This window comes from Microbacterium sp. 22242 (assembly GCF_052045495.1).
Lineage (GTDB): Bacteria > Actinomycetota > Actinomycetes > Actinomycetales > Microbacteriaceae > Microbacterium.
Genome location: NZ_JBQEOZ010000006.1, coordinates 203,498 through 227,749, shown reverse-complemented (window position 1 = coordinate 227,749; position 24,252 = coordinate 203,498). Strand labels below are relative to the sequence as shown.

19 protein-coding genes, 1 tRNA gene and 1 riboswitch are annotated in these 24,252 nt (G+C 71.0%); of the genes, 10 read left to right on the top strand and 10 right to left on the bottom strand.

Translation table 11 applies throughout. The annotated features are described in order from the left end of the window. Positions 1–16 precede the first annotated feature (16 nt). The 3 genes from ACTJJZ_RS09230 to ACTJJZ_RS09220 are packed head-to-tail and all read right to left on the bottom strand — an operon-like array spanning position 17 to position 2,568. Positions 17–1,261, bottom strand: a complete 1,245-nt coding sequence (locus ACTJJZ_RS09230) for a PP2C family protein-serine/threonine phosphatase (RefSeq protein ID WP_440720888.1) — start codon at positions 1,259–1,261, stop codon at positions 17–19. Positions 1,262–1,269: 8 nt separating this feature from the next. Then, positions 1,270–1,788 (bottom strand): FHA domain-containing protein FhaB/FipA, encoded by a 519-nt coding sequence (locus tag ACTJJZ_RS09225; protein ID WP_440720887.1) that lies wholly within the window; start codon positions 1,786–1,788, stop codon positions 1,270–1,272. Positions 1,789–1,839: 51 nt separating this feature from the next. Next, a complete protein-coding gene (locus ACTJJZ_RS09220) occupies positions 1,840–2,568 on the bottom strand; it encodes an FhaA domain-containing protein (protein WP_440720886.1) in 729 nt (242 codons plus the stop codon). 197 nt (positions 2,569–2,765) lie between these two features. Between ACTJJZ_RS09220 and ACTJJZ_RS09215 the strand changes: the two genes are divergently transcribed. From ACTJJZ_RS09215 to ACTJJZ_RS09200, 4 genes are all read left to right on the top strand, one after another. After that, positions 2,766–2,849 (top strand) — tRNA-Leu (locus ACTJJZ_RS09215). A 184-nt stretch (positions 2,850–3,033) separates the two neighbouring features. Continuing rightward, positions 3,034–4,335, top strand: coding sequence for a serine/threonine-protein kinase (locus tag ACTJJZ_RS09210; RefSeq protein ID WP_440720885.1), 1,302 nt, complete (start codon positions 3,034–3,036; stop codon positions 4,333–4,335). A 198-nt stretch (positions 4,336–4,533) separates the two neighbouring features. Beyond that, on the top strand, positions 4,534–6,996 hold the full coding sequence (locus ACTJJZ_RS09205; RefSeq protein ID WP_440720884.1) for a right-handed parallel beta-helix repeat-containing protein: 2,463 nt from the start codon (positions 4,534–4,536) through the stop codon (positions 6,994–6,996). A gap of 152 nt (positions 6,997–7,148) precedes the next feature. Further along, a complete protein-coding gene (locus ACTJJZ_RS09200) occupies positions 7,149–8,999 on the top strand; it encodes a lipase family protein (protein ID WP_440720883.1) in 1,851 nt (616 codons plus the stop codon). Between the two features lie 51 nt (positions 9,000–9,050). Here the strand turns inward: ACTJJZ_RS09200 and ACTJJZ_RS09195 are convergent, their stop codons facing one another. Beyond that, a complete protein-coding gene (locus tag ACTJJZ_RS09195; RefSeq protein WP_440720882.1) occupies positions 9,051–9,716 on the bottom strand; it encodes a GntR family transcriptional regulator in 666 nt (221 codons plus the stop codon). Between the two features lie 649 nt (positions 9,717–10,365). On the opposite strand from ACTJJZ_RS09195, the gene ACTJJZ_RS09190 reads away from it, so the two are divergent. Beyond that, complete coding sequence (locus ACTJJZ_RS09190) at positions 10,366–12,267, top strand: MDR family MFS transporter (protein ID WP_440720881.1); 1,902 nt, start codon at positions 10,366–10,368, stop codon at positions 12,265–12,267. Between the two features lie 48 nt (positions 12,268–12,315). Further along, complete coding sequence (locus ACTJJZ_RS09185; RefSeq protein ID WP_440720880.1) at positions 12,316–12,951, top strand: TetR/AcrR family transcriptional regulator; 636 nt, start codon at positions 12,316–12,318, stop codon at positions 12,949–12,951. Here ACTJJZ_RS09185 and moeB read toward each other — a convergent pair. The 4 genes from moeB to thiC form a co-directional block, all read right to left on the bottom strand. Continuing rightward, positions 12,941–14,101, bottom strand: coding sequence for a molybdopterin-synthase adenylyltransferase MoeB (moeB, locus tag ACTJJZ_RS09180; protein ID WP_440720879.1), 1,161 nt, complete (start codon positions 14,099–14,101; stop codon positions 12,941–12,943). The genes ACTJJZ_RS09185 and moeB overlap by 11 nt on opposite strands. Continuing rightward, positions 14,098–14,871, bottom strand: coding sequence for a thiazole synthase (locus ACTJJZ_RS09175; protein WP_440720878.1), 774 nt, complete (start codon positions 14,869–14,871; stop codon positions 14,098–14,100). The genes moeB and ACTJJZ_RS09175 overlap by 4 nt, the downstream gene beginning before the upstream one ends. A gap of 2 nt (positions 14,872–14,873) precedes the next feature. Next, the gene (thiO, locus tag ACTJJZ_RS09170; protein ID WP_440720877.1) at positions 14,874–16,433 is read right to left on the bottom strand and encodes a glycine oxidase ThiO; all 1,560 of its coding nucleotides are present in this window, start codon (positions 16,431–16,433) and stop codon (positions 14,874–14,876) included. A gap of 6 nt (positions 16,434–16,439) precedes the next feature. Further along, entirely contained in the window at positions 16,440–18,173 is a 1,734-nt protein-coding gene (gene thiC / locus ACTJJZ_RS09165) for a phosphomethylpyrimidine synthase ThiC (RefSeq protein ID WP_440720876.1), read from the bottom strand. Continuing rightward, a riboswitch (TPP riboswitch) is annotated at positions 18,169–18,276 on the bottom strand. It overlaps the preceding gene by 5 nt. A gap of 183 nt (positions 18,277–18,459) precedes the next feature. Here thiC and ACTJJZ_RS09160 point away from each other — a divergent pair. The 4 genes from ACTJJZ_RS09160 to ACTJJZ_RS09145 all read left to right on the top strand — a co-directional run bounded on the left by ACTJJZ_RS09160 (position 18,460) and on the right by ACTJJZ_RS09145 (position 22,600). After that, the gene (locus tag ACTJJZ_RS09160; protein WP_440720875.1) at positions 18,460–20,535 is read left to right on the top strand and encodes an MDR family MFS transporter; all 2,076 of its coding nucleotides are present in this window, start codon (positions 18,460–18,462) and stop codon (positions 20,533–20,535) included. Positions 20,536–20,598: 63 nt separating this feature from the next. Beyond that, positions 20,599–21,231, top strand: a complete 633-nt coding sequence (locus ACTJJZ_RS09155) for a TetR/AcrR family transcriptional regulator (RefSeq protein ID WP_440720874.1) — start codon at positions 20,599–20,601, stop codon at positions 21,229–21,231. Then, positions 21,228–21,818 carry a GNAT family N-acetyltransferase gene (locus ACTJJZ_RS09150; RefSeq protein ID WP_440720873.1) on the top strand — a complete coding sequence of 197 codons (591 nt, stop codon included), beginning with the start codon at positions 21,228–21,230 and terminating at the stop codon, positions 21,816–21,818. The genes ACTJJZ_RS09155 and ACTJJZ_RS09150 overlap by 4 nt, the downstream gene beginning before the upstream one ends. Before the next feature lie 578 nt (positions 21,819–22,396). Next, positions 22,397–22,600: a cold-shock protein gene (locus tag ACTJJZ_RS09145; RefSeq protein WP_345188359.1), complete on the top strand. Its 204-nt coding sequence runs from the start codon at positions 22,397–22,399 to the stop codon at positions 22,598–22,600. Between the two features lie 218 nt (positions 22,601–22,818). Here ACTJJZ_RS09145 and ACTJJZ_RS09140 read toward each other — a convergent pair whose 3' ends face one another. Beyond that, positions 22,819–23,493: an HAD hydrolase-like protein gene (locus ACTJJZ_RS09140; protein ID WP_440720872.1), complete on the bottom strand. Its 675-nt coding sequence runs from the start codon at positions 23,491–23,493 to the stop codon at positions 22,819–22,821. Between the two features lie 26 nt (positions 23,494–23,519). Next, entirely contained in the window at positions 23,520–24,215 is a 696-nt protein-coding gene (gene nucS / locus ACTJJZ_RS09135; protein ID WP_440720871.1) for an endonuclease NucS, read from the bottom strand. Positions 24,216–24,252 lie beyond the last annotated feature (37 nt).

Here is a 24,252-nt window from a genome sequence, read left to right as displayed (position 1 = left end):
GTGGGAGCGGTCGCGGTCACGGTGTCTTCCCCGTCGGGATCGAGGCGCGGAGCCGTTCGACGATGCCGCGCGCGTCCTGCAGCGAGCTCGCCCCCATGGTCTGATGCACCTGGGACTGGACGAAGGCGGGGAGGTCGGAGACCTCGATCCCAGTGTCCTGGTACACGTGCGAGAGCGAGATCGGGCCGAGATCCTGCTGGATCCCCTGATAGATCACGACGGTGTCCGACCGCGATCCCACGTAGTAGCGGGTCTGGGTCCACGCGTAGGCGCCGGCGAGCGCGGCCGCGATGAGGGCGATCACGATCACGAAGCCCGCGATCCAGGCCCAGCGGCGTCGCACGGCCCTGCGGTGATCCTCTTCGATGAGCTCCTCGAGATAGTCCGCCGCCGGCTCGAAGTGCGTGGGCTCGTTGGCGGCCTGCCGCACCGGGTGCAGCCAGCTGGGCCGCGCCGGGCGGGCGGCCGGGACGACGACGCCCTGCGGGTTGGCGGCGGCTCCCACGATCGTGGGGGTGCCGCTCACGACGGGGTGCTGCCCGCCCACGTCGACGATCACGATCGTGACGTTGTCGGGAGCGCCGCCGTCCAGCGCGAACTTCAGCAGCCCGTCCGCGGTGCGACCGGGGGCCATCCCCAGGCGCAGGGACTTGAGCATGTGCGCCTCGTCGACCACGCCGCTCAGGCCGTCGGAGCAGAGCAGCCAGCGGTCGCCGGGCAGGGTCGGCATGACGAACATGTCGAGCTCGGGATCCGCGTCCATGTCGCTGAGCACGCGCATGAGCACCGAGCGGCGCGGGTGGTAGCGCGCCTCCTCGGGCGTGATCCGGCCGGAGTCGACCAGGCGCTGCACGAAGGTGTGGTCGGTGGTGATCTGGGTGAGCGTCTCGTCGCGGTAGAGGTAGATGCGCGAATCGCCGATGTGGCCGATGACGGCGTAGTCGTCGACCATGATGATCGCGTCGAGCGTGGTGCCCAGCCCGGCGAGCTCCGGACGGTCCTTCACGGCGCGGATCATGTCGCCCGCGGCGGTCGTGGCCGCCGCCTGCAGCGACGCCTGCGCATCCATGGTCGAGGGGTAGGCGTGGTCCAGGTTCTCCAGGCGGTGGATCGCGATGCTGCTGGCGACGTCGCCCCCGGCGTGCCCGCCCATGCCGTCGGCGACGACGAACAGGTTCGCCCCGGCGTAGCCGGAGTCCTGATTGTTGGAGCGGACCTTCCCGGTGTGGGAGATCGCGGCGCTCGAGCCCTCGAAGACCATGGCCGCGGTTACGCCCGCAGCTCGAACGTCGTGGCGCCGACCTTGATGGGCGTGCCGATGCTGACGGCGACGGGAGCGCCGACGCGCTCACCGCTCAGGAACGTGCCGTTGGTCGAGTCGAGATCCTGGATCATCCACTGGTCGCCCCAGAGCAGCAGGCGCGCGTGGTGGCTGGACGTGTAGTCGTCGCGGATCACGAGGCCCGATTCGCTCGAGCGCCCGATCGACATCGGCTCGGTGCCCAGCGGCACCTCGAGCCCCGCCTTCGGTCCCGAGGTGATCACGAGCTTGGACACCGTGCTCGTCGTCGCAGGGCCGCCCGGCTTGCTCCGCGGTGCGGCCTTCGGCTTCGCGGCGGCAGCGGCGCTCGCCGCGGGGGCGGGCGTTGCGGCCGCCTGGGCGTCCGGCAGCTTGCGCACGCGCACGCCGAACAGGTCGGCGCGCAGCGAATAGACCACGGCGAACACGAAGAACCACATCAGCACGAGGAAGCCGATGCGGAGCAGGAGCAGCGTCAGTTCACTCATGCCGAAGGCCCCCCGTCGATTCCTGAGCGCGCGCAGCGAGACGAAGGCCACTCATGGATTCACCCCGAAGGCACGGGTGGCGTCGTCGCCACGGCCGCCCCGAGGGGCCTGCGAGACCGGCACGATCCGGAACGTCAGCTCCGTGCGTCCGATCGTGATGACCATGTCACTGGACAGCTGCGCCTCGCGGACCCGCTGACCGTTCAGCTTGGTGCCGTTCGTCGAGCCGAGATCGCGGAGCATCGCGTGATCGCCGTCCCAGAGCACCTCGGCGTGCTTGCGGCTGGATCCCGCGTCGTTGATCGTGATGTCGGCGTCGCTGCCGCGCCCGATCACGGTGCGCGCCTTGGTGAGCGGATAGCGGGTGCCACCTGTGGAGAGGACCGCCTGCCAGGTGACGCGCGCGCGATCCTGCGCAGCGGCGGAGTCGACCAGGACCGTGCCCGTCGCGAGCTTGTCGTCGGCTTCGAGGGAGATGTCCACCGGACCGGCGAAGCTGTAGCCCTGCGCGCGGGCGTGATCCTTGACCAGGCCGTGCAGCTCGTCGATGAGCGCGGGGCCGAGGCCGTGCATGGCGGTCGCATCCTCGCCGCTGAGGTGCACCGCGAACGTGCTCGGCACGATGATGCGGTCGCGGCTGACCACGGCCGCCTTCGTGTCCATCTCGCGGCGCAGTGCCGACGCGATCTCCACGGGCTGGATGCCGCTGCGGAAGGTCCTCGCGAACGCGCTGTTCACCGCGCGCTCGAGACCCTTCTCAAAGCTGTCTAGTAGTCCCACTGGGCTCCCATGGCTCACCGATCGGTAGGGACATCGTAGCCACCTGCCCTGAATGATCCCCCGGATGACGCGGATTTCCGCGGCGGGGCGCCGGCACGGCCCGGACCGGCGCGGTTCGGCGCGCGCGGGGGACGGGTGGTTCGAGGCCGCGCTGCGGCCGTGATATTCTCGGGAGGTTGGTTCGCGAGGACCGACATGCGCGAGTGGCGGAATAGGTAGACGCGCTGGCTTCAGGTGCCAGTGCCTGCAAGGGCGTGGGGGTTCAAGTCCCCCCTCGCGCACCGTTCGGGAAGAGGCCGGATCCTTCGGGATCCGGCCTCTTCCGCGTTCCGGTGCCGATTCTCCGGATGGCCGACCGCCTCTCTTGCAGGTTTCGAGGGCGACGTCAAGGCGGAAGACCTCGGGCGTCCGCCGACCTACCGTTTCCTCCGTGCGGCCCCCGAACCGCATGGTCAGGAGTGATCGATGAGCACGATCGATGCGGAGTCAACCGAGGCCCTGCTCGACGGTCGATACCGCCTGGGACCGTGCGTGGGGCGAGGCGGGACCTCCGTCGTCTACCGGGCGGAGGACCTCGTGCTGGGCCGGACGGTCGCGATCAAGCTGCTGCGCTCCGCGGAGGACGTGCCCGCGGGCGCCGAGCGGGCGCAGAGCGAGACGGCGCTCCTCGCGACTCTGAACCACCCGTCCCTGATCACGCTGTACGACGCCCGGCTGGATCCGACCCACCCCCGCTACCTCGCGATGGAGTACGTCGACGGGCCGACCCTGGCGACGCGGCTGACCCACGGACCGCTCTCCCGCGGGGAAGCGGCGTCGCTCGCGTGCGACCTCGCCGGCGCCCTGCAGGCCGTGCACGACGCCGGCATCATCCACCGCGACGTGAAGCCGTCGAACGTGCTGCTCGCGCCGCTTCCGAACGATGGCGGGTGGACGGCGAAGCTCACCGACTTCGGGATCGCCTACGGCCCCGACGATGCGCGCCGCACCTCGCCCGGCATCGCCGTCGGCACGGCGGCATACATGGCCCCGGAGCAGGTGCGGTCGGCGGCGCTCACCCCCGCCGTCGACGTGTACTCCCTGGGGCTCGTGCTCCTCGAGTCGCTCACCGGGGAACCGGCGTTCCCCACCAGCGGGAGCGTGCAGACCGCGCTGCGCCGGCTCACCGAGGCCCCCGAGATCCCGGAGTCCATCGGCTCGGGATGGGGGAGCCTGGTCGCCTGGATGACGCGGATCGATCCCTCCGACCGCCCGGCCGCGCGCGACGTGGCGTGCGCTGCGGCGCTCCTGGGCGATGATCCGTCCGACCCGGCGGGCTCCGCACCTCCGGGGGCGGGAGCCCTTCCTGTGGAGGCGGGACCGCCGAACGCGGCCGGATCGACCAGGGAGTACACCGCCGAGAGCGCCCCCGCGGCTGTGCCCTCGTCCGAGCGGAGACGACCCGCCCGGTTCCGGGCCGGGGTGCTGGGGGTGATCGCGGCGGTCGTCGTGTGCGGCGCCGCGCTCAGCGGGCTCTGGGCCTCGGGTCAGTCCGTGCCGTCCCCGCCGCGCGAGGCGTCCCTCACGACCCCGACGCCGCAGCCCTCCCCCGTGCCGGGCAACGGGACGCAGGAGCCGAGCGGCGGAACAGTGGTCAGCTCGGATTCCGGCACGCAGCCGGGAGGTCCGGGTCAGAAGGCTCAGAACGGCGGTCAGGGGCAGAAGGCCGGCAAGGGGCCGGGGAAAGACCGCGACGCGGGGCATCCGCCGCAGAACGGCAAGAACTGATCCGGGCCGCCCTCCGTGCGGTGACGATTCCGATCGGCACGCTCTGTTCGCGTGCGAACGTGTGCGAATCCGATCGCATCGTTGAACGAGAGTGCGCGTTCCGGCGAGCATAAGTGCGCATAACCGCATTCGAGGAGGAACGCGATGCCCCGCACGTCACACGTACAACCGGCTGCCGCACCCGGGAGGAGACGTCGGATGGCGGCCCTCCTCGTGGGAGCCGTGACCCTGACCCTTCCGCTCGCCGGCTGGGGCGCCCTGCCGGCCGCAGCCGCGACGGGCACCGAGCACCGCGTCGACTGCAGTGCCGACGACGCCGGCGCAGACGGCAGCGCCGAGCATCCGTTCACCACCCTGGCGGAGGTGAACGCCCTGGCGCTGCAGCCCGGCGACTCGTTGCTGTTCGCGCGCGGCACGACGTGCACCGGAACCCTCACTCCGCACGGATCCGGATCCGCCGACGCACCGATCGTGATCGGCGCATACGGCACCGGAGCGGCGCCCGTCATCGACGGCGCCGGCGCGCACGACGCGGTGCTGCTGAAGGACATCGAGCACATCACGGTGCAGGATCTGGAGATCACCAACGCGGCGTCGCCGGGCACCCAGCGCAACGGGATCCGCCTCTCCCTCACCGACTTCGGGAAGGCGAGCGGTTACGTGCTGCAGCGGCTGAACGTGCACGACGTGATGGGAGACGACAACAAGGGGCTGAACGGATCCGCGGGGATCCAGATCGGGATCGGCGGCCAGACCACCGCGACCTGGATCGACGGGCTGCAGATCCGCGACAACACCATCACGCACGTCGGCCGCGAGGGCATCTACTTCAAGTCCACCTGGAACAAGCGCCCCGAGGTCGGCTCGCAGGACACCAGCGGCCTCGGACCCTGGACGCCGAGCACGGGCGTCGTCATCGCCGGCAACACCATGACCAGCATCGCGGGCGACGGCATCAAGGTCGACACCACGAAGGGCGCGGTCATCGAGCACAACACGCTCGCGGGCTTCCAGCTCCGCTCCAACGTGGCCAACGCCGGCATCTGGCCGTTCAACGCCGACGACACCCTGGTGCAGTACAACGACGTGTCCGGCGGCGGCAACAGCCACGACGGGATGTCGTTCGACGCGGACGGCGGATCCCAGAACACGGTCTTCCAGTACAACTACAGCCACGACAACGCCGGCGGCCTGCTGCTCGTGTGCCCGTACTCGGGCGCGCGCACCTGGGGCACGGTGTTCCGCTACAACATGAGCTACGACGATGCCGCGCGGGTGTTCCAGCTCTGCCCGGGCAACATCCAGGACACCCGGATCTACAACAACACGATCGTCGACGAGCATGCGACGCCGACGTACTTCCTGCAGGACGACAACAGCACCAGCCGCGGCGTGACGTTCAGCAACAACATCATGGTCAACCGCGGCGCGCCCATGGGCGTGCAGGTGCGAGGGCCGGGACTGTCGTTCGACCACAACCTCTTCATCGGTGTCACGGGCGTGCCGGCGAATGCCGACGGCACCACCAATCCGGGTGGCCTGTCGACGGATCCGGGATTCGTGGAGGAGACGCACAAGCCGGCCGGGCTCGACGACCTCGGCGGTCTCGGGCTGCGCCAGTTCTCGCCGGCCTTCCGCGCCGGTGTCGCGGTCGCGGACAACGGCGGGCGGGACATCAACGGCGTCCCCGTCCCCGGGACGGGTCCGGTGAACCTGGGCGCGGATCAGGCCGTCGGCGCCCACACCGATCCGTCGGCGGTGCTGCGGATGCCGTCCGTCACGGCCGCGGCCGGTCTGCCGGTCACCGTGCACGCCACCGCGACGTTCTGGGGCGCCAAGCCCACCAACGGCGCGACCGCGTCGCTGCAGGCGCCGGACGGATGGACGGTCACCCCAGTCCAGACGACCGTGCCCGACGGCCTGAAGTCGGGTGCGAGTGCGGAGCTGTCCTGGACGGTCACCCCGCCGGCCGACGCGCAGAGCGGCACGGCGACGCTGACCGCGACCGTGTCCGCCGCCGACGGCGTGCTCGGCACCGTCTCGGCCGACGCGCAGGTGCACGCGCTGTACGCCTCGCTCGAGGCGGCCTACAACGACGTGGCCATCACGGCCGACGGCGCCTCACCGTACACCGGCGACCTCGCGCTCAGCCGCAGCAGCCTGTCCTCGAACGAGCTGCTCCGGGTCAAGGGCATCGCCCCGGGGGCGACCGTGCAGGGCGCGTCCGTCGCATACACCTGGCCGCAGTTCACCCCGGGCGAGAAGAACGCGGTCTGGGCGACGGGGCAGAGCATCGCCGTGCACGGGCAGGGCAGCTCGCTCGGGCTCGTGCTGTTCGGGGTGAACGCCTACCCCACCCCCGTGTCGGGGTCCGCCTCGGTCACCTACACCGACGGATCCACGAGCACCTTCACCCTGGCGGCCGGGGACTACTACTACAACCAGCCGGCGTCAGGGAACACCCTGTTCGCGAAGATGGCGTACCGGAACACGCCCACCGGCAAGGGGAACGGTCCGTTCAGCCTGTTTGAGAGCACGATCCCCCTCGACGCAGCCAAGCAGGTCGCCTACGTGACGCTGCCGTCGCTGCCGCCCTACGCGGACGGCAAGACACCGGGGCTGCTCGTGCTCGCCGTCGGGGTCGGCGGCGGGGCGCAGTAACGGCGGGCGGCGGGCCCGGTGGACCGGGCCCGCCGTCGACCCTCGGGCCGGTGTCCTGATCGACGCGCGTGTCGCCTCGTTCCCTCCGCGCGGTTCCGCATCCCGCTAGGGTGGCGGCAGACGCCACGACGGCGCGAACCGGAGGAGACGCCGTGGTTCCTGACGAGCCCGCCCCAGCATCCCCGTCGAGTGCGGCAGCGCCCTCGCGCCGCACCCGCGCAGCCGCGGGCATCGCCCGTCTGAGCACGCCCCTCCGGGTCGTCCTGGGGATCGCGATCGCGGCCGTCGGCGTCGTGTTCCTGCTGGTGTCGATGACCGTGCAGACCATCGCGGTGGTCACCGGGATCGGGATCCTCCTGGCGGGGATCGCGCTCCTGCTGCCGCCCGGGGAAGGCGGCGGCGACCGCACGGGAGGCTCCGGCGCCGCCGCGGTCATCGTCGCGCGCGTCATCGGCTTCCTGCTCGTGCTGCTCGGCGCCGGGATGGCGCTCTGGCCAGAGGCCGGTGCGCCGCTGCTGTCGGCGATCATCGGCGTGGCGCTGGTCGGGTTCGCGGTGGCGACGGCGGTGCGCGCGTTCCGGCCGGGCGCGGACCAGCGGGTCACCGCGGTGATCGCCGCTCTCGCCACACTCGCGGTCGCGGCGATCACCGTGTTCTGGCCGGTGCTCACGCTCGTCGTGTTCCGGCTCGGCGTCGGCGCATGGTTCGTGTTCGCCGGTGTCCAGCTCGTCGTGCGCGCGTTGCTCCGGCGCTCGCCCGCGGTGCGCGTCCGGACGGGCAGGCCGTGGCTGCGCTGGGTGCGCACGATCTCGGTGAGCCTCGCGCTCGTGCTCGCGGTGGCCGCCGCGGTGGGCAGCGGCTCGCTGCTGGGCGGGACGCCGCTGCCGGTGCCCGACGCCTTCTACTCCCCGCCCGCGCACGTGCCGTCCCAGCCCGGGGTGCTCATCCGCACCGAGCCGCTCACCGTCGGCGTGCCCGCCGGGGCGAAGGCGTGGCGGATCCTGTACACCACCACGCACCCGGACGGCACGCCGGCGGTGTCGAGCGGCACCGTGCTCGCCCCGGCCGATCCCGGACCGGATCCGCTCCCCCTGCTGACGGTCTCGCACGGCACGACCGGCGTCGTCCCCGGCTGCGCTCCCTCGCTGAGCGCGGAGCCCTTCGCGGACGGCGCGGGCACGGCGATGGTCGACATGGTGACGAAGCACGGCTGGGTCGCGGTCACCTCCGACTACATCGGGCTGGGCACGAAGGGCCCGCACCCCTATCTCGTGGGCGACGCCGAGGCGCGCAACGTGTGGGACGCCTCGAAAGCGGTGCTCGGCTTCTCCGCGCTGCACGTGTCGACCGACACCGTGATCTGGGGGCACTCGCAGGGCGGTCAGGGCTCGCTCTGGACGGGGCAGATCGCGGCCTCCTACGCCCCCGAGTTCACCGTCAAGGGGGTGGCCGCGTTCGCACCGGCCGCGAACCTGTACGGGCTCGCCGAGGCGATCAAGACGGAGACCGCGGGCAAGACGGTGTCGGCCTACATCGCCGCGACCTGGGACCAGGTCTTCCCGTCCCTCCACGTCTCCGCGCACCTGACGCCCGGATCCGTCGGCCCCGTGGACCGGATCGGGAACCTCTGCTTCGACGGCCGCGACGGTCTCGCCGCGATCCTTCGCGGCAGTCAGGTGCCGAACCAGATCTTCCCGAACGCACTGCTCAGCGGTCCGTTCGGGCAGAAGCTGAAGGAGCAGGAGCCGACCGGGCCGTTCCCCGCCCCCGTGCTCGTGGCGCAGGGTCTCGCGGATCCGCTCGTGAAGCCGGCGATCCAGGACGCGTGGGTGCAGGCGCGCTGCGCCGCCGGCGTGCCGATCGACTATCGCACCTTCCCCGGGCTCGGGCACGTGTCCCTCGTCGCGGCCGACTCGCCGCTCACCCCGCAGCTCGAGCAGTGGACGCTGGACCGCTGGAACGGGGTCGCGCCGACGCCGAACTGCGGCGAGCAGCCGAAATGAGCGGGGTGCGCGCATCCGGTCGGAACCGCGGAGCGGGAACCGGGGATCGCCTCAGGTCACGATCGGACGACCGACTCCGGACACCCCGAAGAGGGATCGGGTGACGGCGGCGGCCTCCTCGATCCTGCGGTGCTCGAGGGCGGCGATGATCTTCTCGTATCCGGCCAGGACGCTCTCCCAGTCGACGGCGAGGGAGCGGTAGACCGCCACGACGTAGTACGCCAGCGACATCCCGCTCTGCTCGACCAGGCGCCGCATCGGCACGTTGCGGCACAGCTTCAGCAGCTCGGAGTGGTAGGCGTCGGACGCCGCGAGCGTGGCCTCGAGGTCTTCGCGACGGACCGCGTCGCAAATGTGCCGGATCCTCTCGATGAGGCGATCGATGTCGGCGGGGTCGGCGGCCGGGAGGGAGAGGTCCATGACGCCGGCGACGAGCACGCCGATCGCCCGCAGATACTCCATCGCGTCTTCGCGCTTCGGCATGACGACGCGCGTGTACGACTGCGGTGACGTCTCGACCAGCCCTTCGACGGTGAGCACGTACAGCGCCTGGCGCACCGGCGTGCGCGATACGCCGAGCCATTCCAGGAGCTCGGCGTCGTCCAGCCGCTCCCCCGGCCGCAGCGTGCCGTCCAGGATCGCGTCCTTGATCTGCGCGTAGACCCGGTCGCGGATCAGTGTGCGGGAGGGAAGATCGTCTCCCTTGGGAATAGGCACAACGCCCCCAGCTCGATATCCATCTCGGGCCGTTCCGATCGGAAGGCTCCTGACATCCAGGGTACTCGCTCGATCGAATTGAAATTCCAGATACCAGATGTCAGATCCAGGTGGTATCTTTGTCTCGCGCCCGTGGTCCCAGCGGTCGCACGGGCGGTCGGACAGTCCCCAGCATCCACAACGCCGCCCGGCTCCTCGCGCCCCACGCGCGAGTCCGGTGCCCGGCGGCGATGGGAACCCCGCCGGGCGCCGGAATCTCCCCTCGCAACCGCGAGTGCGGCGACGCGATCGACGACGATCTCATCGCCCCGCGGACTGGCCGCGGCCAGACGGCCCTCGTCGCGCTCGCGCGGCGCGTCTCGCGTTTCTCTTCGGCGGTCGGCCGATACCGTGCGCGCCGCGCGCCGTTTTCCGTGTCGCCTCGGGCTGGCAGCACCCACAGACCGGCGCCCGGTCGACGCGCTCCTCCGCTGTCGAGGCAACTCCGCGGTGGCCTCCCACGCTCTCTTGAGCATTCGTGCATGCAGGAAAGCTTGCAAGCATGTAAGATTGCAGGGTTGCAAGATTTGCGGCCCTGCCGCGCCCGTGTCGATCGATGGAGTCCTCGGCCGCAGCTGCGCCGTTCCGCCCCGACCACGGAAGGACCTCTATGTCCACCGCCACAGACACCGTCGAGACGATCGACGCCGTCGAGCCGGTCGTCTCACGCGCGTCCGCGCCGATCATGACGCACAAGCAGATCCTGCTGGTGATCTACGGCCTCATGGCCGGCATGTTCCTGTCGTCCCTCGCGCAGACGGTGTTCGGCACCGCGATCCGCACGATCGGCGATGACCTGCACGGCCTCGACCAGCAGGCCTGGGTGACGACGGCGTTCCTGATCACGTCCACGATCGCCGTGCCGATCTACGGCAAGCTCTCCGACATCTTCGGCCGCCGCCCGCTGTTCATCCTCGGCATCGTGATCTTCATCCTGGGATCCACGCTCTCCGCGTTCTCCACGTCGATGATGATGCTGGCCGCGTTCCGCGCCTTCCAGGGCATCGGAGCCGGCGCGCTGATGGCGCTGCCGCTCGCGATCATGGGCGACATCCTCGCCCCGCGCGAGCGCGCCAAGTACCAGGGCTACTTCTTCGCGGTGTTCGGGATCGCGACCGTGATCGGCCCGCTCGTGGGTGGCCTGTTCGCCGGGGCGAAGCAGATCCTCTGGATCGACGGCTGGCGCTGGTGCTTCCTGATCAACATCCCGCTGGGCCTGTTCGCCCTGTTCATGGTGATCACGTTCCTGCACCTGCCCAAGGTGGGCAAGCACAAGGGCCCGCGGATCGACTGGTGGGGTGCGGTCGCGGTGATCGTGGCCCTGGTCCCGCTGCTGCTCGTCGCGGAGCAGGGCCGCACCTGGGGCTGGACCTCGGCCCCATCGATCGTCTGTTACGCGACCGGCCTCGTCGGTCTGGTCGGCTTCGTCGTCATCGAGGCGCTGATGAAGGACGACGCGATCATCCCGCTCAAGCTGTTCCGCTCCGGCACCTTCACGATGGCCACGGTCATCGGAGTGCTGGTCGGATTCGCGATGTTCGGCGCCATGATGACCATCCCGCTGTACATGCAGATCGTGGTCGGACTGAACCCGACGCAGTCGGGCCTGTCGATGCTGCCGCTGATCATCGGACTGATGATCGCGTCGCTCACCTCGGGACAGATCACCGCGCGCACCGGCCGGTACCGCATCTTCCCGGTGCTGGGCACGCTGTTCACGTCGGTCGGCTTCCTCGCGCTCACGTTCATCCGGTACGAGACGCCGCTGTGGCAGATCTTCGTCGGCATGTTCGTGCTCGGCCTCGGTCTCGGCCAGCTCATGCAGCCGCTGACGCTGGCGAGCCAGAACTCGGTCGACCCGCACGAGATGGGCGTCGCCTCGAGCGCGGCCACCTTCTTCCGCCAGATCGGCGGCACGCTGGGCACCGCGATCATGCTCTCGGTGCTGTTCTCGATGCTGCCCGCGAACATCCTGCACGCCTCCGCGGACAAGGCGACCCTGACTGCGGGACTGGACGCGGCGCTGGATCCGGCCGTCGCCGGCAAGGCGGAGAACGCCGGGATCATGCAGAAGCAGTGGACCCCGATCGTCACGCCGATCCAGAAGACCATCCAGGATCAGCTCGACCGGGGCGTTGCCGCGGGCGACAGGGTCGCGGTGGACTGGGCGGACGAGGATCAGCGCCGCTACTGGGTCGACAGACTGGTGCCGACCCTGCACGATCAGATCGCGAAGAAGGAGAAGAGCGCGGAGAGCTCCGGATCGAACGGGGGCGTCAACGACACCTCCTTCCTCACCGGCGCCGACGCGCGCCTCACCAAGCCGTTCATGATGGGCTTCATCCAGTCGGTCGTGGTGCTCTACTGGGTCGGCTTCGGCGTGATCCTGCTCGCGTTCGTGCTGACCTGGTTCTTCCGGGTTCCGCCGCTGCGCGCCCGCTCCGCCCTGCAGGAGCAGGCGGACAAGGCCGGACTGACCGAGACCGGGACCATCAGGACCCACAGGGCCTGAGCGGAGCCGGGGCGGGCGATCCCGGCCTCGGCCCTGGAGGAGAGTGAGATGACGGACATCGACGAGGCTGCGGCCGACACGCACGCGGAGACCTGCGGGCGGCGCGAGCGCAAGAAGCAGCAGACCAGGCAGGCCCTGCACGAGGCCGCGCTCAGCCTGATCGACGAGAACGGGCTCGACCGCACCACGGTCGAGCAGATCTGCGAAGCGGTCGACGTGTCGCCGCGCACCTTCTTCAACTACTTCCCGTCCAAGGCGGCGGCAGCCCTGAACCTCCCCGACACGGCGGTCTCGCCCGAAGCCGCTGCGGCGTTCCGCGCGGCCGAGGGCGAGCTGGTGCCGGCCCTGTGCGACCTGATCGGCGCGTCGATGGACGACGCCCAGCAGCGCAAGCGCATGAAGGCGCTCGTGATGCGCCGGCCGGAGCTGATGCCGGCCTTCGCGCAGTGGATGGGCGGCATCCGCGAGCAGTATGTCGCCCTGGTCCGTGAGCGCACGGAGGACGCGGAGGCGATCTCGGCCGTCGCCCTGACCATGGCCGCGTTCAGCGTGCTGGTGCACGACGGCTCGGCGGCCGGCGAGCGTCCCGGCGCCGCCCGGCTGCTGGAGGGCGTGGAGCAGCTCGTCGCGGCCAGGGCCTGTCTGCTCGCCCCGCCGGGATCCGCCGTCGAGGTCACCGCGTAGCCGGCGACCAGCCCGTCATGCCGCCGGTGAGCACGTCCAGGTCGCGGTAGCCGGCCTGCCGCAGGATCCGCGCCGCGGCGCGGGCGCGCACCCCGGCCTTGCAGTAGAGCACCACGCGGCCGTCCCGCGGCACGCCGTCGAGAACGGTCTCGGGTGAGAGACCGCTCAGCGGCGCGGAGAGCGACCCCGGGATCTGCCCGAGTGCCGACTCCTCCGCCTCGCGCACGTCGACGAGCGCGAACGCCGTCCGTCCGGCGGAGCGCTCCGCGAGCAGCGCCCGCAGCTGCGAGGCGCTGAGCGGTCGTGCCTCATCCTGCGCCGCGCAGACGAGCGCGGGATCGGGATCCGGCGCCGTGCCCGCCGGGCGCGCGGGATCGCGCACGATCCGCAGCTCCTGCCAGCGCGCCTCCGCGAGGTCGAACATCGAGAGCCGGCCGATCAGCGGCCGGCCGATCCCGGTGAGCAGTTTCACGGCCTCGGCCGCCATCACCGATCCGGCCGCACCGCAGAGCATGCCCAGCACGCCCGCCTCGCCGCACGACGGGGCAGCCCCGGCGGGTGGCGCGTCGGGGAAGAGGTCGCGGTAGCCGGGGCCGTGCGGCTCCCAGAAGACGCTGACCTGGGCGCCGAAGCGGAGGATCGCGCCCCACACGCACGGGATGCCGACGGCCGCCGCCGCGTCGGCGACGAGGTAGCGCGTCGCGAAGTTGTCGGCGCCGTCGACGACGAGGTCATAGCGCCCGAAGAGGTCGACGGCGTTGCCGGCGGTCAGCCGGAACGGGTGCGTCTCCACCCGGATCAGCGGATTGAGCGCCAGGATCGCGTCGCGCGCGGACTCGGCCTTCAGCCGGCCTGCGTCCGCGGTGGTGTGCGCGATCTGGCGCTGCAGATTGCTCGGCTCGACGCGGTCGTCGTCGACGATGCCGAGCGTGCCGACGCCCGCCGCGGCCAGGTACAGCAGGACCGGCGAGCCGAGCCCGCCCGCGCCGACCACGAGCACTCGGGCGTTCTTCAGCCGACGCTGGCCCGTCGCGCCGAACCGGGGAAGCAGGATGTGCCGCGAGTAGCGGTCCGCCTCCTCGTCCGTCAGCGCCGCCGCCGGCGCGACCAGCGCAGGCAGGGACCCGGGGTCCGCGGCGATCCCGCTCACAGGTCGGGCCGCCCGTCCATCGGCGACGAGGCCAGCGACCGCGTGCGCCGCGGGATCCGGCCGGACGTCGCCGCGAGCCGCCCCGCGATCACGGCGTGCCGGAAGGCGCCCGCCATGCCCACCGGATCCTGCGCCCGGGTCACCGCCGTCGCGAGCAGCACCGCGTCGCAGCCGAGCTCCATCGCGAGCGCCGCGTCCGAGGCCGTCCCGATGCCGGCGTCGAGCACGACCGGCACGGTGGCGCGCTCCACGATGAGAGCGATGTTGTGCGGGTTGAGGATCCCCAGCCCCGTGCCGATCGGCGCGCCCAGGGGCATCACGGCGACCGCGCCGAGCTCTTCGAGGTGACGCGCGAGCGCCGGGTCGTCGTTCGTGTACGCGAACACCGAGAAGCCGCGCGCCACGAGCTGCTCGGTCGCCGCGGCGAGCTCGGCTCCGTGCGGGAGGAGCGTGTCCTCGTCGGCGATCACCTCGAGCTTCACCCAGTGCGTGCCCAGCGCCTCCCGGCCCAGCTCGGCGGTCAGCACGGCCTCCCGCGCGGTCAGGCAGCCGGCGGTGTTCGGCAGCAGCCGGATGCCCCGGTCGGAGAGCAGCCGGAACAGCGACCCGTCCGCGGACGGGTCGTGGCGGCGGATCGCGACGGTGGTGAGCTCGGTGCCTGACGCGTCCAGGGCCGCGGCGAGGCCCGCACGGCTCTGCGCGCCGCCCGTGCCCATGATCAGCCGGGAGGACAGCGCGACGCCGTCGATCTCGAGGAGATCCGATCCCATGCTCAGCCTCCCTGCGTCGCGGTGACGATCTCGACCGCGTCGCCGTCGGCGAGCTCCGCGGCGGCCCAGGCGCTGCGCGGCACGATCGACGCATTCACGGCGGCGGCGATGCCGAGGGCCGCGCCGTCGGCGGTCGTCCCTGCAGCGGTGACGCGGATGCCGGTGCGCTCCGCGACGAGGTCGGCGAGCGTGAGCGGCGCGGCGGCGGCGTGCGGCTCGCCGTTGACGGTGAGGACGATCATCGGAGGATCCCTTCGGGAGCGGAGACGACGGACGGTGCCCGGGTCGGCAGAGCGGAGGCCGGCAGGCTCGAGGTCGACAGAGCGGAAGGCCGGCTGAGCGGAGGCCGGCGGCACGGAGGCGAGCGATGCCTCGGCGAAGCGGTCGGGGCGGAACGGCCGCGCGAGCGGGTCGGCGCGGCCGTCGACGAGCCCCGCGCAGATCTCGGCGGCGAGCGGGGCGAGCAGCACGCCGTGACGGAAGAATCCGGTCGCCACGATCAGGCCGGGGACGTCGCCGCCGCGGCCGTCGCGCACGCGGCCCAGGAGCGGGGCGTTGTCCGGGGTCGCAGGCCGCGCGCGGGCGGTCGCCTCGAGGAGCTCGAGCTCGGCCACGGCGGGCAGCACCTCCTGCGCGTCCCGGAGCAGACGGTGCACGCCCGCCGCCGAGACGCCGTCGAGCCCGTCCTCGCGCTGCGTCGCCCCGATCACGAGCGTGCCGTCGCGCCGCGGCACGAGATAGACGCTCTCCCCGCGCACCAGCGCGCGCACGGTCATGCCGAGCAACGGCCGCAGCCGCTCCGGCACGCGCAGCCGCAGGATGTCGCCGTGGACGGGACGCAGCGCCGCGCCGAGCCGCACGGGCAGCCCGTCCACGGCGCCGGCGCCCAAGGCGTTCGCGAGCACGACCTCGCCCGCGTCCAGCACCAGCCCGCCGGCGAGGCGAACACCGGTGACCGGCGCGTCCGGATCCGCCGACGCGCGTCGCACAGCCGCCACCCGCTCCCGGACGATCCGCACGCCGTCGTGCTCCTCGAGCGACCGCAGCAGCCGTGCCGCGAGCGTCCGCGGATCGACCCGATGGTCTCCCGGGATCCGGTACGCGCTCGTGACGCGCGGGCCGAGCAGCGGCTCCAGAGCGCGGGCGTCCCTGGCGGCGAGCGGCTCGGCGGCCAGGCCCCGCGCCGTGTGCGCGTCGTGCAGATCCGCGAGCGCGCGCCGATCGCCCTGATCGATCCCGACGAGCAGCGTGTCGCCGGGGCGATATCCCGTGACGCGCTCGTCGTCGCCGGCCGGCGCGAGCGCCCGCACGAAGTCCGGATAGCGCGCGGCGGACGCCAGCAGCAGCGGCAGCAGCTCATCCTCCTGATAGTGGTACTCGCTCACGGGCGCCAGCATCCCGGCGGCGGCGAACGTGGCGCCGCCCGCCGGATCCGGATCGCACAGCACCACCGGACGGCCGGCCTGAGCGAGCCGGGCGGCGATGCTGAGTCCGACGATCCCGGCGCCGACCACGACGATGCGCCCGGCGCCGCCCTCAGCGGCGCCGCCGTTGCGCGGCATCCGGACCTACCGCGATCCGACGGTCGGCATGGGCAGGTAGACCTGGCCGCCGGCCTGGGCGAACTCGGCGGACTTCTGCGCCATGCCCGCGATGCGCTCCTGCTCCGCACCGTCGCCGAAGCGATCCCGGATGTCCTGCGAGATCCGCATCGAGCAGAACTTCGGCCCGCACATCGAGCAGAAGTGCGCGGTCTTGGCCGGCTCGGCGGGAAGCGTCTCGTCGTGGAAGGCCTCGGCGGTGTCCGGATCCAGCGAGAGGGCGAACTGGTCGCGCCAGCGGAACTCGAAGCGCGCCTTCGAGAGCGCGTCGTCGCGGTCGCGCGCGCCGGGGTGACCCTTGGCGAGGTCCGCAGCGTGAGCGGCGATCTTGTAGGTGATCACGCCGGTCTTCACGTCGTCCCGGTCGGGCAGGCCGAGGTGCTCCTTCGGCGTGACGTAGCAGAGCATCGCCGTGCCGTAGCGCGCGATCTCGGTCGCACCGATCGCCGAGGTGATGTGGTCGTAGCCCGGGGCGACGTCGGTCACCAGCGGGCCGAGCGTGTAGAACGGCGCCCCGTCGCAGAGCTCCTGCTGCCGCTCCACGTTCTCGCGCACGAGGTGGAACGGCACGTGGCCCGGCCCTTCGACCATGACCTGCACGTCGTACCGCCAGGCCCGCTTCGTCAGCTCGGCGAGCGTGTCGAGCTCGGCGAACTGGGCGGCGTCGTTCGCGTCGGCGATGGAACCGGGACGCAGCCCGTCGCCCAGCGAGAAGGCGACGTCGTACTGCGCGAAGATCTCGCACAGCTCGTCGAAGTGCGTGTAGAGGAAGTTCTCCTGATGGTGCGCGAGACACCAGCCGGCCATGATCGATCCGCCGCGGGACACGATGCCGGTGACGCGGTCGGCGGTGAGCGGCACGTAGCGCAGCAGCACGCCGGCGTGCACGGTCATGTAGTCGACGCCCTGCTCGCACTGCTCGATGACGGTGTCGCGGTAGATCTCCCAGGTGAGCGCCGAGGCGTCGCCGTCGACCTTCTCCAGCGCCTGGTAGATCGGCACGGTGCCGATCGGCACCGGCGAGTTGCGGATGATCCACTCGCGCGTGGTGTGGATGTCGTCGCCCGTGGACAGGTCCATCACGGTGTCGGCGCCCCAGGTGGTCGCCCACTGCAGCTTGGAGACCTCCTCGGCGATCGAGCTGGTCACCGCGGAGTTGCCGATGTTCGCGTTGATCTTGACCAGGAACGCCTTGCCGATGATCATCGGCTCGGACTCGGGGTGGTTGACGTTGTTCGGGATGATCGCCCGGCCCGCGGCGACCTCGGCGCGCACGAGCTCGGGATCGCAGCTCTCCCGCAGTGCCACGAAGCGCATCTCCGGCGTGATCACGCCGTCGCGGGCGTACCGCATCTGCGTGATCGTGCGCCCGGCCCTGGCGCGCCGGACCGGTCGCTGCTCCCCGCGCCACTCGGCGGAGGCGGCGCCACGGCGGATCGCGGAGCGGCCGTCGTCGTGCAGGTCGCGCGCCCGGCCCTGGTAGGCGTCGGTGTCGTCGCGGTCCGCGATCCAGCCCTCGCGCAGCGCGGGCAGGCCGACGACCGGATCGCTCCCCGGCCCCTCGGTGCGGTAGACCGTCACCGGCGCGTTCTCCGTCCCGTCGGGGGACGCATCGAGGGCGATCCGGGTGACGGGCACGTGCAGGTCGTGCGCGGAGTCGTGCAGATGCGCGAGCGTGCGCGCAGAATCGCGAGATCCCATGAGGGCTCCTACTTCCTTCGCCGGCATGACCCGGACAGGTTCGAACGGTACGAGCCGCGTCAGCCCGATCTCAGCCCTTGCGAGGGCACCCGTGTGGATACCGACACAGTACACGGAACATGCCCGGGTGCACGGACTCAGGCACCTCATAGCAAAACTGCGTTTGCGCAACCTTTCCTTTCGTGTAATCTTGCAGGGCTGCAACATTCTTGCCGCCAACGTCGGCGCTCGGATCCGACGGGTGTCGATGACGAGCGGGGCGTCCAGAACCACCCGAAGGGCCGTCATGTCCACCGCAACCACCACAGCAGGGGCCACGCGCGCGGAGCGCAAGCAGTCCGCCCCGATCATGACGCACAGGCAGATCCTGCTCGTCATCTACGGCCTCATGGCCGGCATGTTCCTGTCCTCGCTCGACCAGACCATCGTCGGCACCGCGATCCGCACGATCGGCGACGACCTGCACGGCCTCGACCAGCAGGCCTGGGTCACCACGGCCTACCTGATCACGTCGACGATCTCCGTGCCGATCTACGGCAAGCTCTCCGACATCTTCGGCCGCCGCCCGCTGTTCATCTTCGGCATCTCGGTGTTCATCCTCGGATCCCTGCTGTCGACGTTCTCCACGTCGATGCTGATGCTCGCCGGATTCCGCGCCGTCCAGGGCATCGGCGCCGGCGCGCTGATGTCGCTGCCGCTCGCGATCATGGCGGACATCCTCGCCCCGCGCGAGCGCGCCAGGTACCAGGGCTACTTCTTCGCGGTCTTCGGCATCTCCTCGCTGATCGGCCCGCTGGTCGGCGGCCTGTTCGCCGGCGCGAACGAGATCCTGTGGATCTCCGGCTGGCGCTGGGTCTTCCTGATCAACCTGCCGGTCGGGATCGTCGCGCTCGGCATGGTGATCGCGTTCCTGCACCTGCCGAAGGTCGGCAAGCACAAGAACCCGCGGATCGACTGGTGGGGTGCGACGGCCGTGATCGTCGCCCTGGTCCCCCTGCTGCTCGTCGCCGAGCAGGGCCGCGAGTGGGGCTGGGCCTCGGCCGCTGCGATCACCTGCTACGTCATCGGCGGCCTCGGCGTGCTCGCCTTCGTGCTGATCGAGATCGCGATGAAGGACGACGCGATCATCCCGATCCGGCTGTTCCACTCGAACACGTTCTCGATGGCGACCGTCATCGGCGTGCTCGTCGGCTTCGGCATGTTCGGCGCCATGATGACGATCCCGCTGTACATGCAGATCGTCGCCGGGCTCACGCCCACCGAGTCGGGGCTCGCGATGCTGCCGATGGTCGTCGGCCTGATGACCTCGTCGATGACGGCGGGCCAGCTCACGTCGCGCACCGGCAAGTACGGCATCTTCCCGCGCACCGGCACGCTGACCACGGCGCTCGGCTTCCTGCTGCTCACGTTCGTGTCGTCCGCCACCCCGGTCTGGTACATGATGATCGGCATGTTCGTGGTCGGCCTCGGCCTCGGCCAGCTCATGCAGTCGCTGACCATGGCGAGCCAGAACTCGGTCGCAGCGCCCGACATGGGCGTCGCGACGAGTGCCGCGACCTTCTTCCGCCAGATCGGCGGAACGCTGGGCACCGCGATCATGCTCTCGATCCTGTTCACGCTGCTGCCGCTGAACATCACGCACAGCATGGCCGACAAGCCGACCCTGACCACCGCGCTGAATGCCGCACTGGATCCCGCGGTCGCGGGCAAGGAGCAGAACAAGGCCGTCATGAAGCAGCTGTGGAGCCCGATCACGGGACCGCTGCAGGCGAACATCCAGTCGGGACTCGACAAGGGCACCGCCGCCGCGAAGGCCGCCGCCGACAAGGCCGTGACCGAGAAGGTGACCGCCGGCGTCGAGCAGGCGGTCGCCGCAGGACAGGTCCCGGCAGCGGCCGCACAGAGCGTGATCGACGCGCAGGTGGCGGCGGCGACTCCCGGCGCCGAGCAGGCCGCGCTCGAGGCCGTCGCGGGCAAGGCGCACGCGACGGTGGTGAACGGCGCGGTGAGCGTGGACTGGTCGAACGCCGACCAGCGCGGCTACTGGGTCGACAAGCTCGTGCCCGACATCACCAAGCAGCTCGACAAGGCGTCGTCCAAGGCGTCGAGCGGCTCGAGCAGCTCGGTGAGCGACACGTCGTTCCTGAACGGCGCGGATCCGGCGCTCACCAAGCCCTTCATGGTCGGCTTCACCAAGGCGATCGACCTCATCTACTGGGTCGGCTTCGGGGTGCTCATGCTCGCGTTCGTGCTCAGCCTGTTCTTCAAGGCTCCGCCCCTGCGCACGCGCTCCGCTCTGCAGGAGCGGGCCGACGACGCGGGCGTCAGCGAGACCGGAACCATCAGGACGCAGCAGGCCTGAGCGGCGGGCCGGGGCGGGCATCTCCCGCCCCGGCCTCCGCACAGACCCTGTGAGGAGCACATCATGAGCATCGACGACAGCGTTCCCGAGCCCATCCGCGAGACCGTCGGCGAGGGCCGGCGCGAGCGCAAGAAGCTGCAGACCCGGCAGGCCCTGCACGAGGCCGCCCTGCGGCTCGTGGAGGAGCAGGGACTCGACGGCACCACGATCGAGCAGATCTGCCAGGCGGTGGACGTCTCGCCGCGGACCTTCTTCAACTACTTCCCGTCCAAGGCAGCGGCGGCCCTGAACCTTCCGGAGCACGGCGTCGCCCCTGACGTGATCGACGGGTTCCTGGTGGCGCAGGGCGAGATCGTGCCGGCGCTGTGCGAGCTGGTCGGATCCTCGATGGACGACGGCATGGACCGGCACCGGATCAAGGAGCTGCTCATGAAGCGGCCCGAGCTGCTGCCGGCGTTCTCGCAGTGGATGGGATCCGTGCGGGAGCAGTTCATCGACCTCGCCGAGCAGCGCGCGGCGGACCACGATCAGGCCGTCAGCGCGGTCTCGCTCGTGCTCGCCGCGATGAACGTGCTGGTGCACGCCAGATCGACCCCGGATCGGCCCGGCGCCGAGCGGCTGCTCGCGGCCGTCGACGGGCTGGTCGCGGTGCGCACGGCGCGGATGTCGGATCCGGTCCCTACGCTGGACGAGTGACCCACTCCCCCGACCTCCTGGAACGGATCGACTGGCCGCTGCGCACCGAGCGCCTCACGGTGCGTCGCGCGACACCGGCGGACGCCGATGCGGTGTGGCGATACCGCCGGATCGAGGACGTGAACCGCTGGCTCGGCGCCGCGCCCGGCGATCCCGAGACCTTCCGCGCGTACTTCACCGACCCCGACCGGCTGCGGATCTCGCTGATCGTGGAGTCCGCGGCGGGTGACGTCATCGGCGATCTGATGCTGCGCATCGAGGACGCCTGGTCCCAGGCAGAGGTGCGTGCGCAGGCGGAGCGGGTGCAGGCCGAGCTCGGCTGGGTGATGGATCCGGCCCACCACGGCCGCGGCTACGCGACCGAGGCGGTGCGGGCCGTGATCGCCATCTGCTTCGAGCAGCTCGGGCTGCGCAGGGTGAGCGCCGGCTGTTTCGCGGCGAACGAGCCGTCCTGGCGCATGATGGAGCGCCTCGGGATGCGGCGGGAAGAGCACAGCCGGGCCACGGCCCTGCATCGCAACGGCGAGTGGATGGACGGCATGGCCTACGCGCTGCTCGCCGAGGAGTGGCGTGCCGCGCGGGCGTGACCGCGTCTGCCGCTGACGCGCCGGACGCTCTGGACATCGTCCTCGCCCTCGCTTAGGGTTGAGGCGCGCACGTCATGACGGCCGCTGCCGCCCGAGTCCCCAGCGAGGGCGGAAGGTTTCCCCAGACCGGCGGCCGTGCGTGCATTGGCCCCCTCGGCGCATCCAGTCCCCAATGGATCCCCCGAGGGGGCCGCTTCCTCCCCCAGTATTCCGATGTACTGCGATGATACGCCCGGGGTCCCGATTTGTCCCCCTTTTGGGGGACAAACTTTTGCGGACTTGTCCCCCAATTGGGGGACAAATCTCAGGATCGTGGGTTACACTGATTTCAGACGCACCCTCCGGTCGTCCTTGGGCCCCCATCGCTCCCCCCGCGGTGGGGGCCCGCACCATTTCTCACGGGCTGAGCGCCGTCCGTTCCTACCGGATCGGCCCGTCCCGAGCTCCGAATGTCGAGTCGTGTCATGCAACGTTTGTGTCACCATGTCACGCGAGGTGTTGCGAAACGGCTGCTTTCAGATAGCGTGGGGTTCGTCTACGCGTCTGCGTGGACGTAAGCCCAAGCAAGAAGGCAGTACATGACTCAGGGCACGGTTAAGTGGTTCAACTCGGAGAAGGGCTTCGGCTTCATCTCCCCCGATGACGGTGGGGCTGACGTGTTCGCGCACTACTCCGCCATTACCTCGTCCGGTTACCGCTCGCTCGACGAGAACCAGCGCGTCGAGTTCGATGTGGCGCAGGGCCCCAAGGGCCTGCAGGCCGAGAACATCCGTCCGCTCTGAGCGACACGGACTTCTGACTCCCCCGGCGCCTCGGCACCGGGGGAGTTCTCTTTGCCCCGGTGGTCGCGCTCCCGAGCTCGCCGTCGCGCCCCCCGCTCTGACCGCGAGACCGAACCTGCGTCGCGAGACCGCCGATGAGAAGCGCGGTCTCGGGAGAGGACTTCGGTCTCGCGGTCCGCGGCGGCTCGGTGCGATCCTCCGGACGGCCGGGCCGCCGCTCAGGCCTGCGGCAGCAGGATCCGCAGCAGGTCGTCCGGTGCGGACACCTCGGCGATCGAGCCGGCCGCCTCGCCGGGGGCGCCGAAGCCCCAGTCCACGAAGATGACCGGGATGCCGAACCGCGCTCCGCCCTCGACATCGTGGTGGCGGTCGCCGATCAGCACCGGGCGGCTGAGGTCCAGACCGGCCGCGGTGAGCTCCTGCAGCGCCCGCGCGATGACCGCCGCCTTGTCGTCGTGCTGCCCGGGGACGTCCGCCCTGGCGCCCACGACGGCCGCGAAAGGAGCGGTCAGCCGGTAGTGCTCCAGGATCGCGGCGACCTGGTTCTCCGGTTTGGAGCTCGCGGTGGCCTGCGGGATGCCCGCGGCTGCCACGGCGTGCAGCACCTCCGGCACTCCGGGATAGATCCGCACCGAGGCCGCATAGCCGTCGCGGGCCGCGAGCTCGCGGTACATCGTGACGGCGCGCTGTGCGTCGTCGGGGGAGAGGCCGGCCAGTTCCTGGAACGACTCGAACATGGGCGGGCCGATCCACAGCGCCAGCCGGTCCGCGGAGGGCTCGGGCAGGCCGAAGGCGGCGAACACCTCGATCAGGCGAGGCAGGATCCCCGCCGACGCGTCGGCGATCGTGCCGTCGACGTCCCAGAGGACACAGGAGTAGGGGGATGCGGCCATGTTCATGCCTCTCAAGGAATATGGACTCAGAACAGCCGCGGGATGCCGGACTCGATGCCCTTCATGCCCTCGTAGTCGAGGACCAGGCAGCGGATCCCCCGGTCCTCGGCGAGCACACGCGCCTGCGGCTTGATCTCCTGCGCGGCGAACACGCCCTGCACCGGGGCGAGATGGGGGTCCCGCCCGAGCAGCTCGAGGTAGCGCGTGAGCTGCTCGACGCCGTCGATGTCGCCGCGGCGCTTCACCTCGACGGCGATCGCGACGCCGTCCGCGTCGCGGACCATCAGGTCGACCGGCCCGATCGCGGTCGGGTACTCGCGGCGCATGAGGGTCGCGCCCTCGGCGATCAGCTCGACCTGCTCGGCGAGCAGCCGCTGCAGATCCGCCTCGACGCCGTCCTTCTGCAGGCCGGGGTCGATACCCAGCTCGTGCGCGGAATCGTGCAGGATCTCGTAGATCTGCACCCGCAGCGCGTCGCCGGTCTTCTGATGCGTGACCCGCCACACCTCCGTGACGCCGGCGAGGCCCTCCTCCTCGCCGGGCAGCTCGGCTTCGAGACGGCACGGCGGGCTCATCCAGTTCAGCGGCTTGTAGCTGCCGCCGTCCGAGTGCACGAGCAGGCTGCCATCGCCCTTGTGCACCAGCAGGCGCGTGGCGAGGGGCAGATGGGCGTTGAGCCGGCCGGTGTAGTCCACGGCGCAGCGGGCGATGACGAGACGCACTCGACGAGCCTAGCCCGCCCCGCCGCGACCGGCCGCC

Bases quoted from the DNA above. Each gene is read 5' to 3' on its own strand.
- ACTJJZ_RS09205 (WP_440720884.1), top strand. From the start codon at position 4,534: ATGGCGGCCCTCCTCGTGGGAGCCGTGACCCTGACCCTTCCGCTCGCC.
- ACTJJZ_RS09175 (WP_440720878.1), bottom strand. From the start codon at position 14,871: ATGGGATCGGATCTCCTCGAGATCGACGGCGTCGCGCTGTCCTCCCGG.
- ACTJJZ_RS09190 (WP_440720881.1), top strand. From the start codon at position 10,366: ATGTCCACCGCCACAGACACCGTCGAGACGATCGACGCCGTCGAGCCG.
- ACTJJZ_RS09225 (WP_440720887.1), bottom strand. From the start codon at position 1,788: ATGAGTGAACTGACGCTGCTCCTGCTCCGCATCGGCTTCCTCGTGCTG.
- ACTJJZ_RS09230 (WP_440720888.1), bottom strand. From the start codon at position 1,261: ATGGTCTTCGAGGGCTCGAGCGCCGCGATCTCCCACACCGGGAAGGTC.
- thiC (WP_440720876.1), bottom strand. From the start codon at position 18,173: ATGGGATCTCGCGATTCTGCGCGCACGCTCGCGCATCTGCACGACTCC.
- ACTJJZ_RS09155 (WP_440720874.1), top strand. From the start codon at position 20,599: ATGAGCATCGACGACAGCGTTCCCGAGCCCATCCGCGAGACCGTCGGC.
- ACTJJZ_RS09210 (WP_440720885.1), top strand. From the start codon at position 3,034: ATGAGCACGATCGATGCGGAGTCAACCGAGGCCCTGCTCGACGGTCGA.
- ACTJJZ_RS09145 (WP_345188359.1), top strand. From the start codon at position 22,397: ATGACTCAGGGCACGGTTAAGTGGTTCAACTCGGAGAAGGGCTTCGGC.
- ACTJJZ_RS09185 (WP_440720880.1), top strand. From the start codon at position 12,316: ATGACGGACATCGACGAGGCTGCGGCCGACACGCACGCGGAGACCTGC.
- thiO (WP_440720877.1), bottom strand. From the start codon at position 16,433: ATGCCGCGCAACGGCGGCGCCGCTGAGGGCGGCGCCGGGCGCATCGTC.
- ACTJJZ_RS09140 (WP_440720872.1), bottom strand. From the start codon at position 23,493: ATGGCCGCATCCCCCTACTCCTGTGTCCTCTGGGACGTCGACGGCACG.
- ACTJJZ_RS09160 (WP_440720875.1), top strand. From the start codon at position 18,460: ATGTCCACCGCAACCACCACAGCAGGGGCCACGCGCGCGGAGCGCAAG.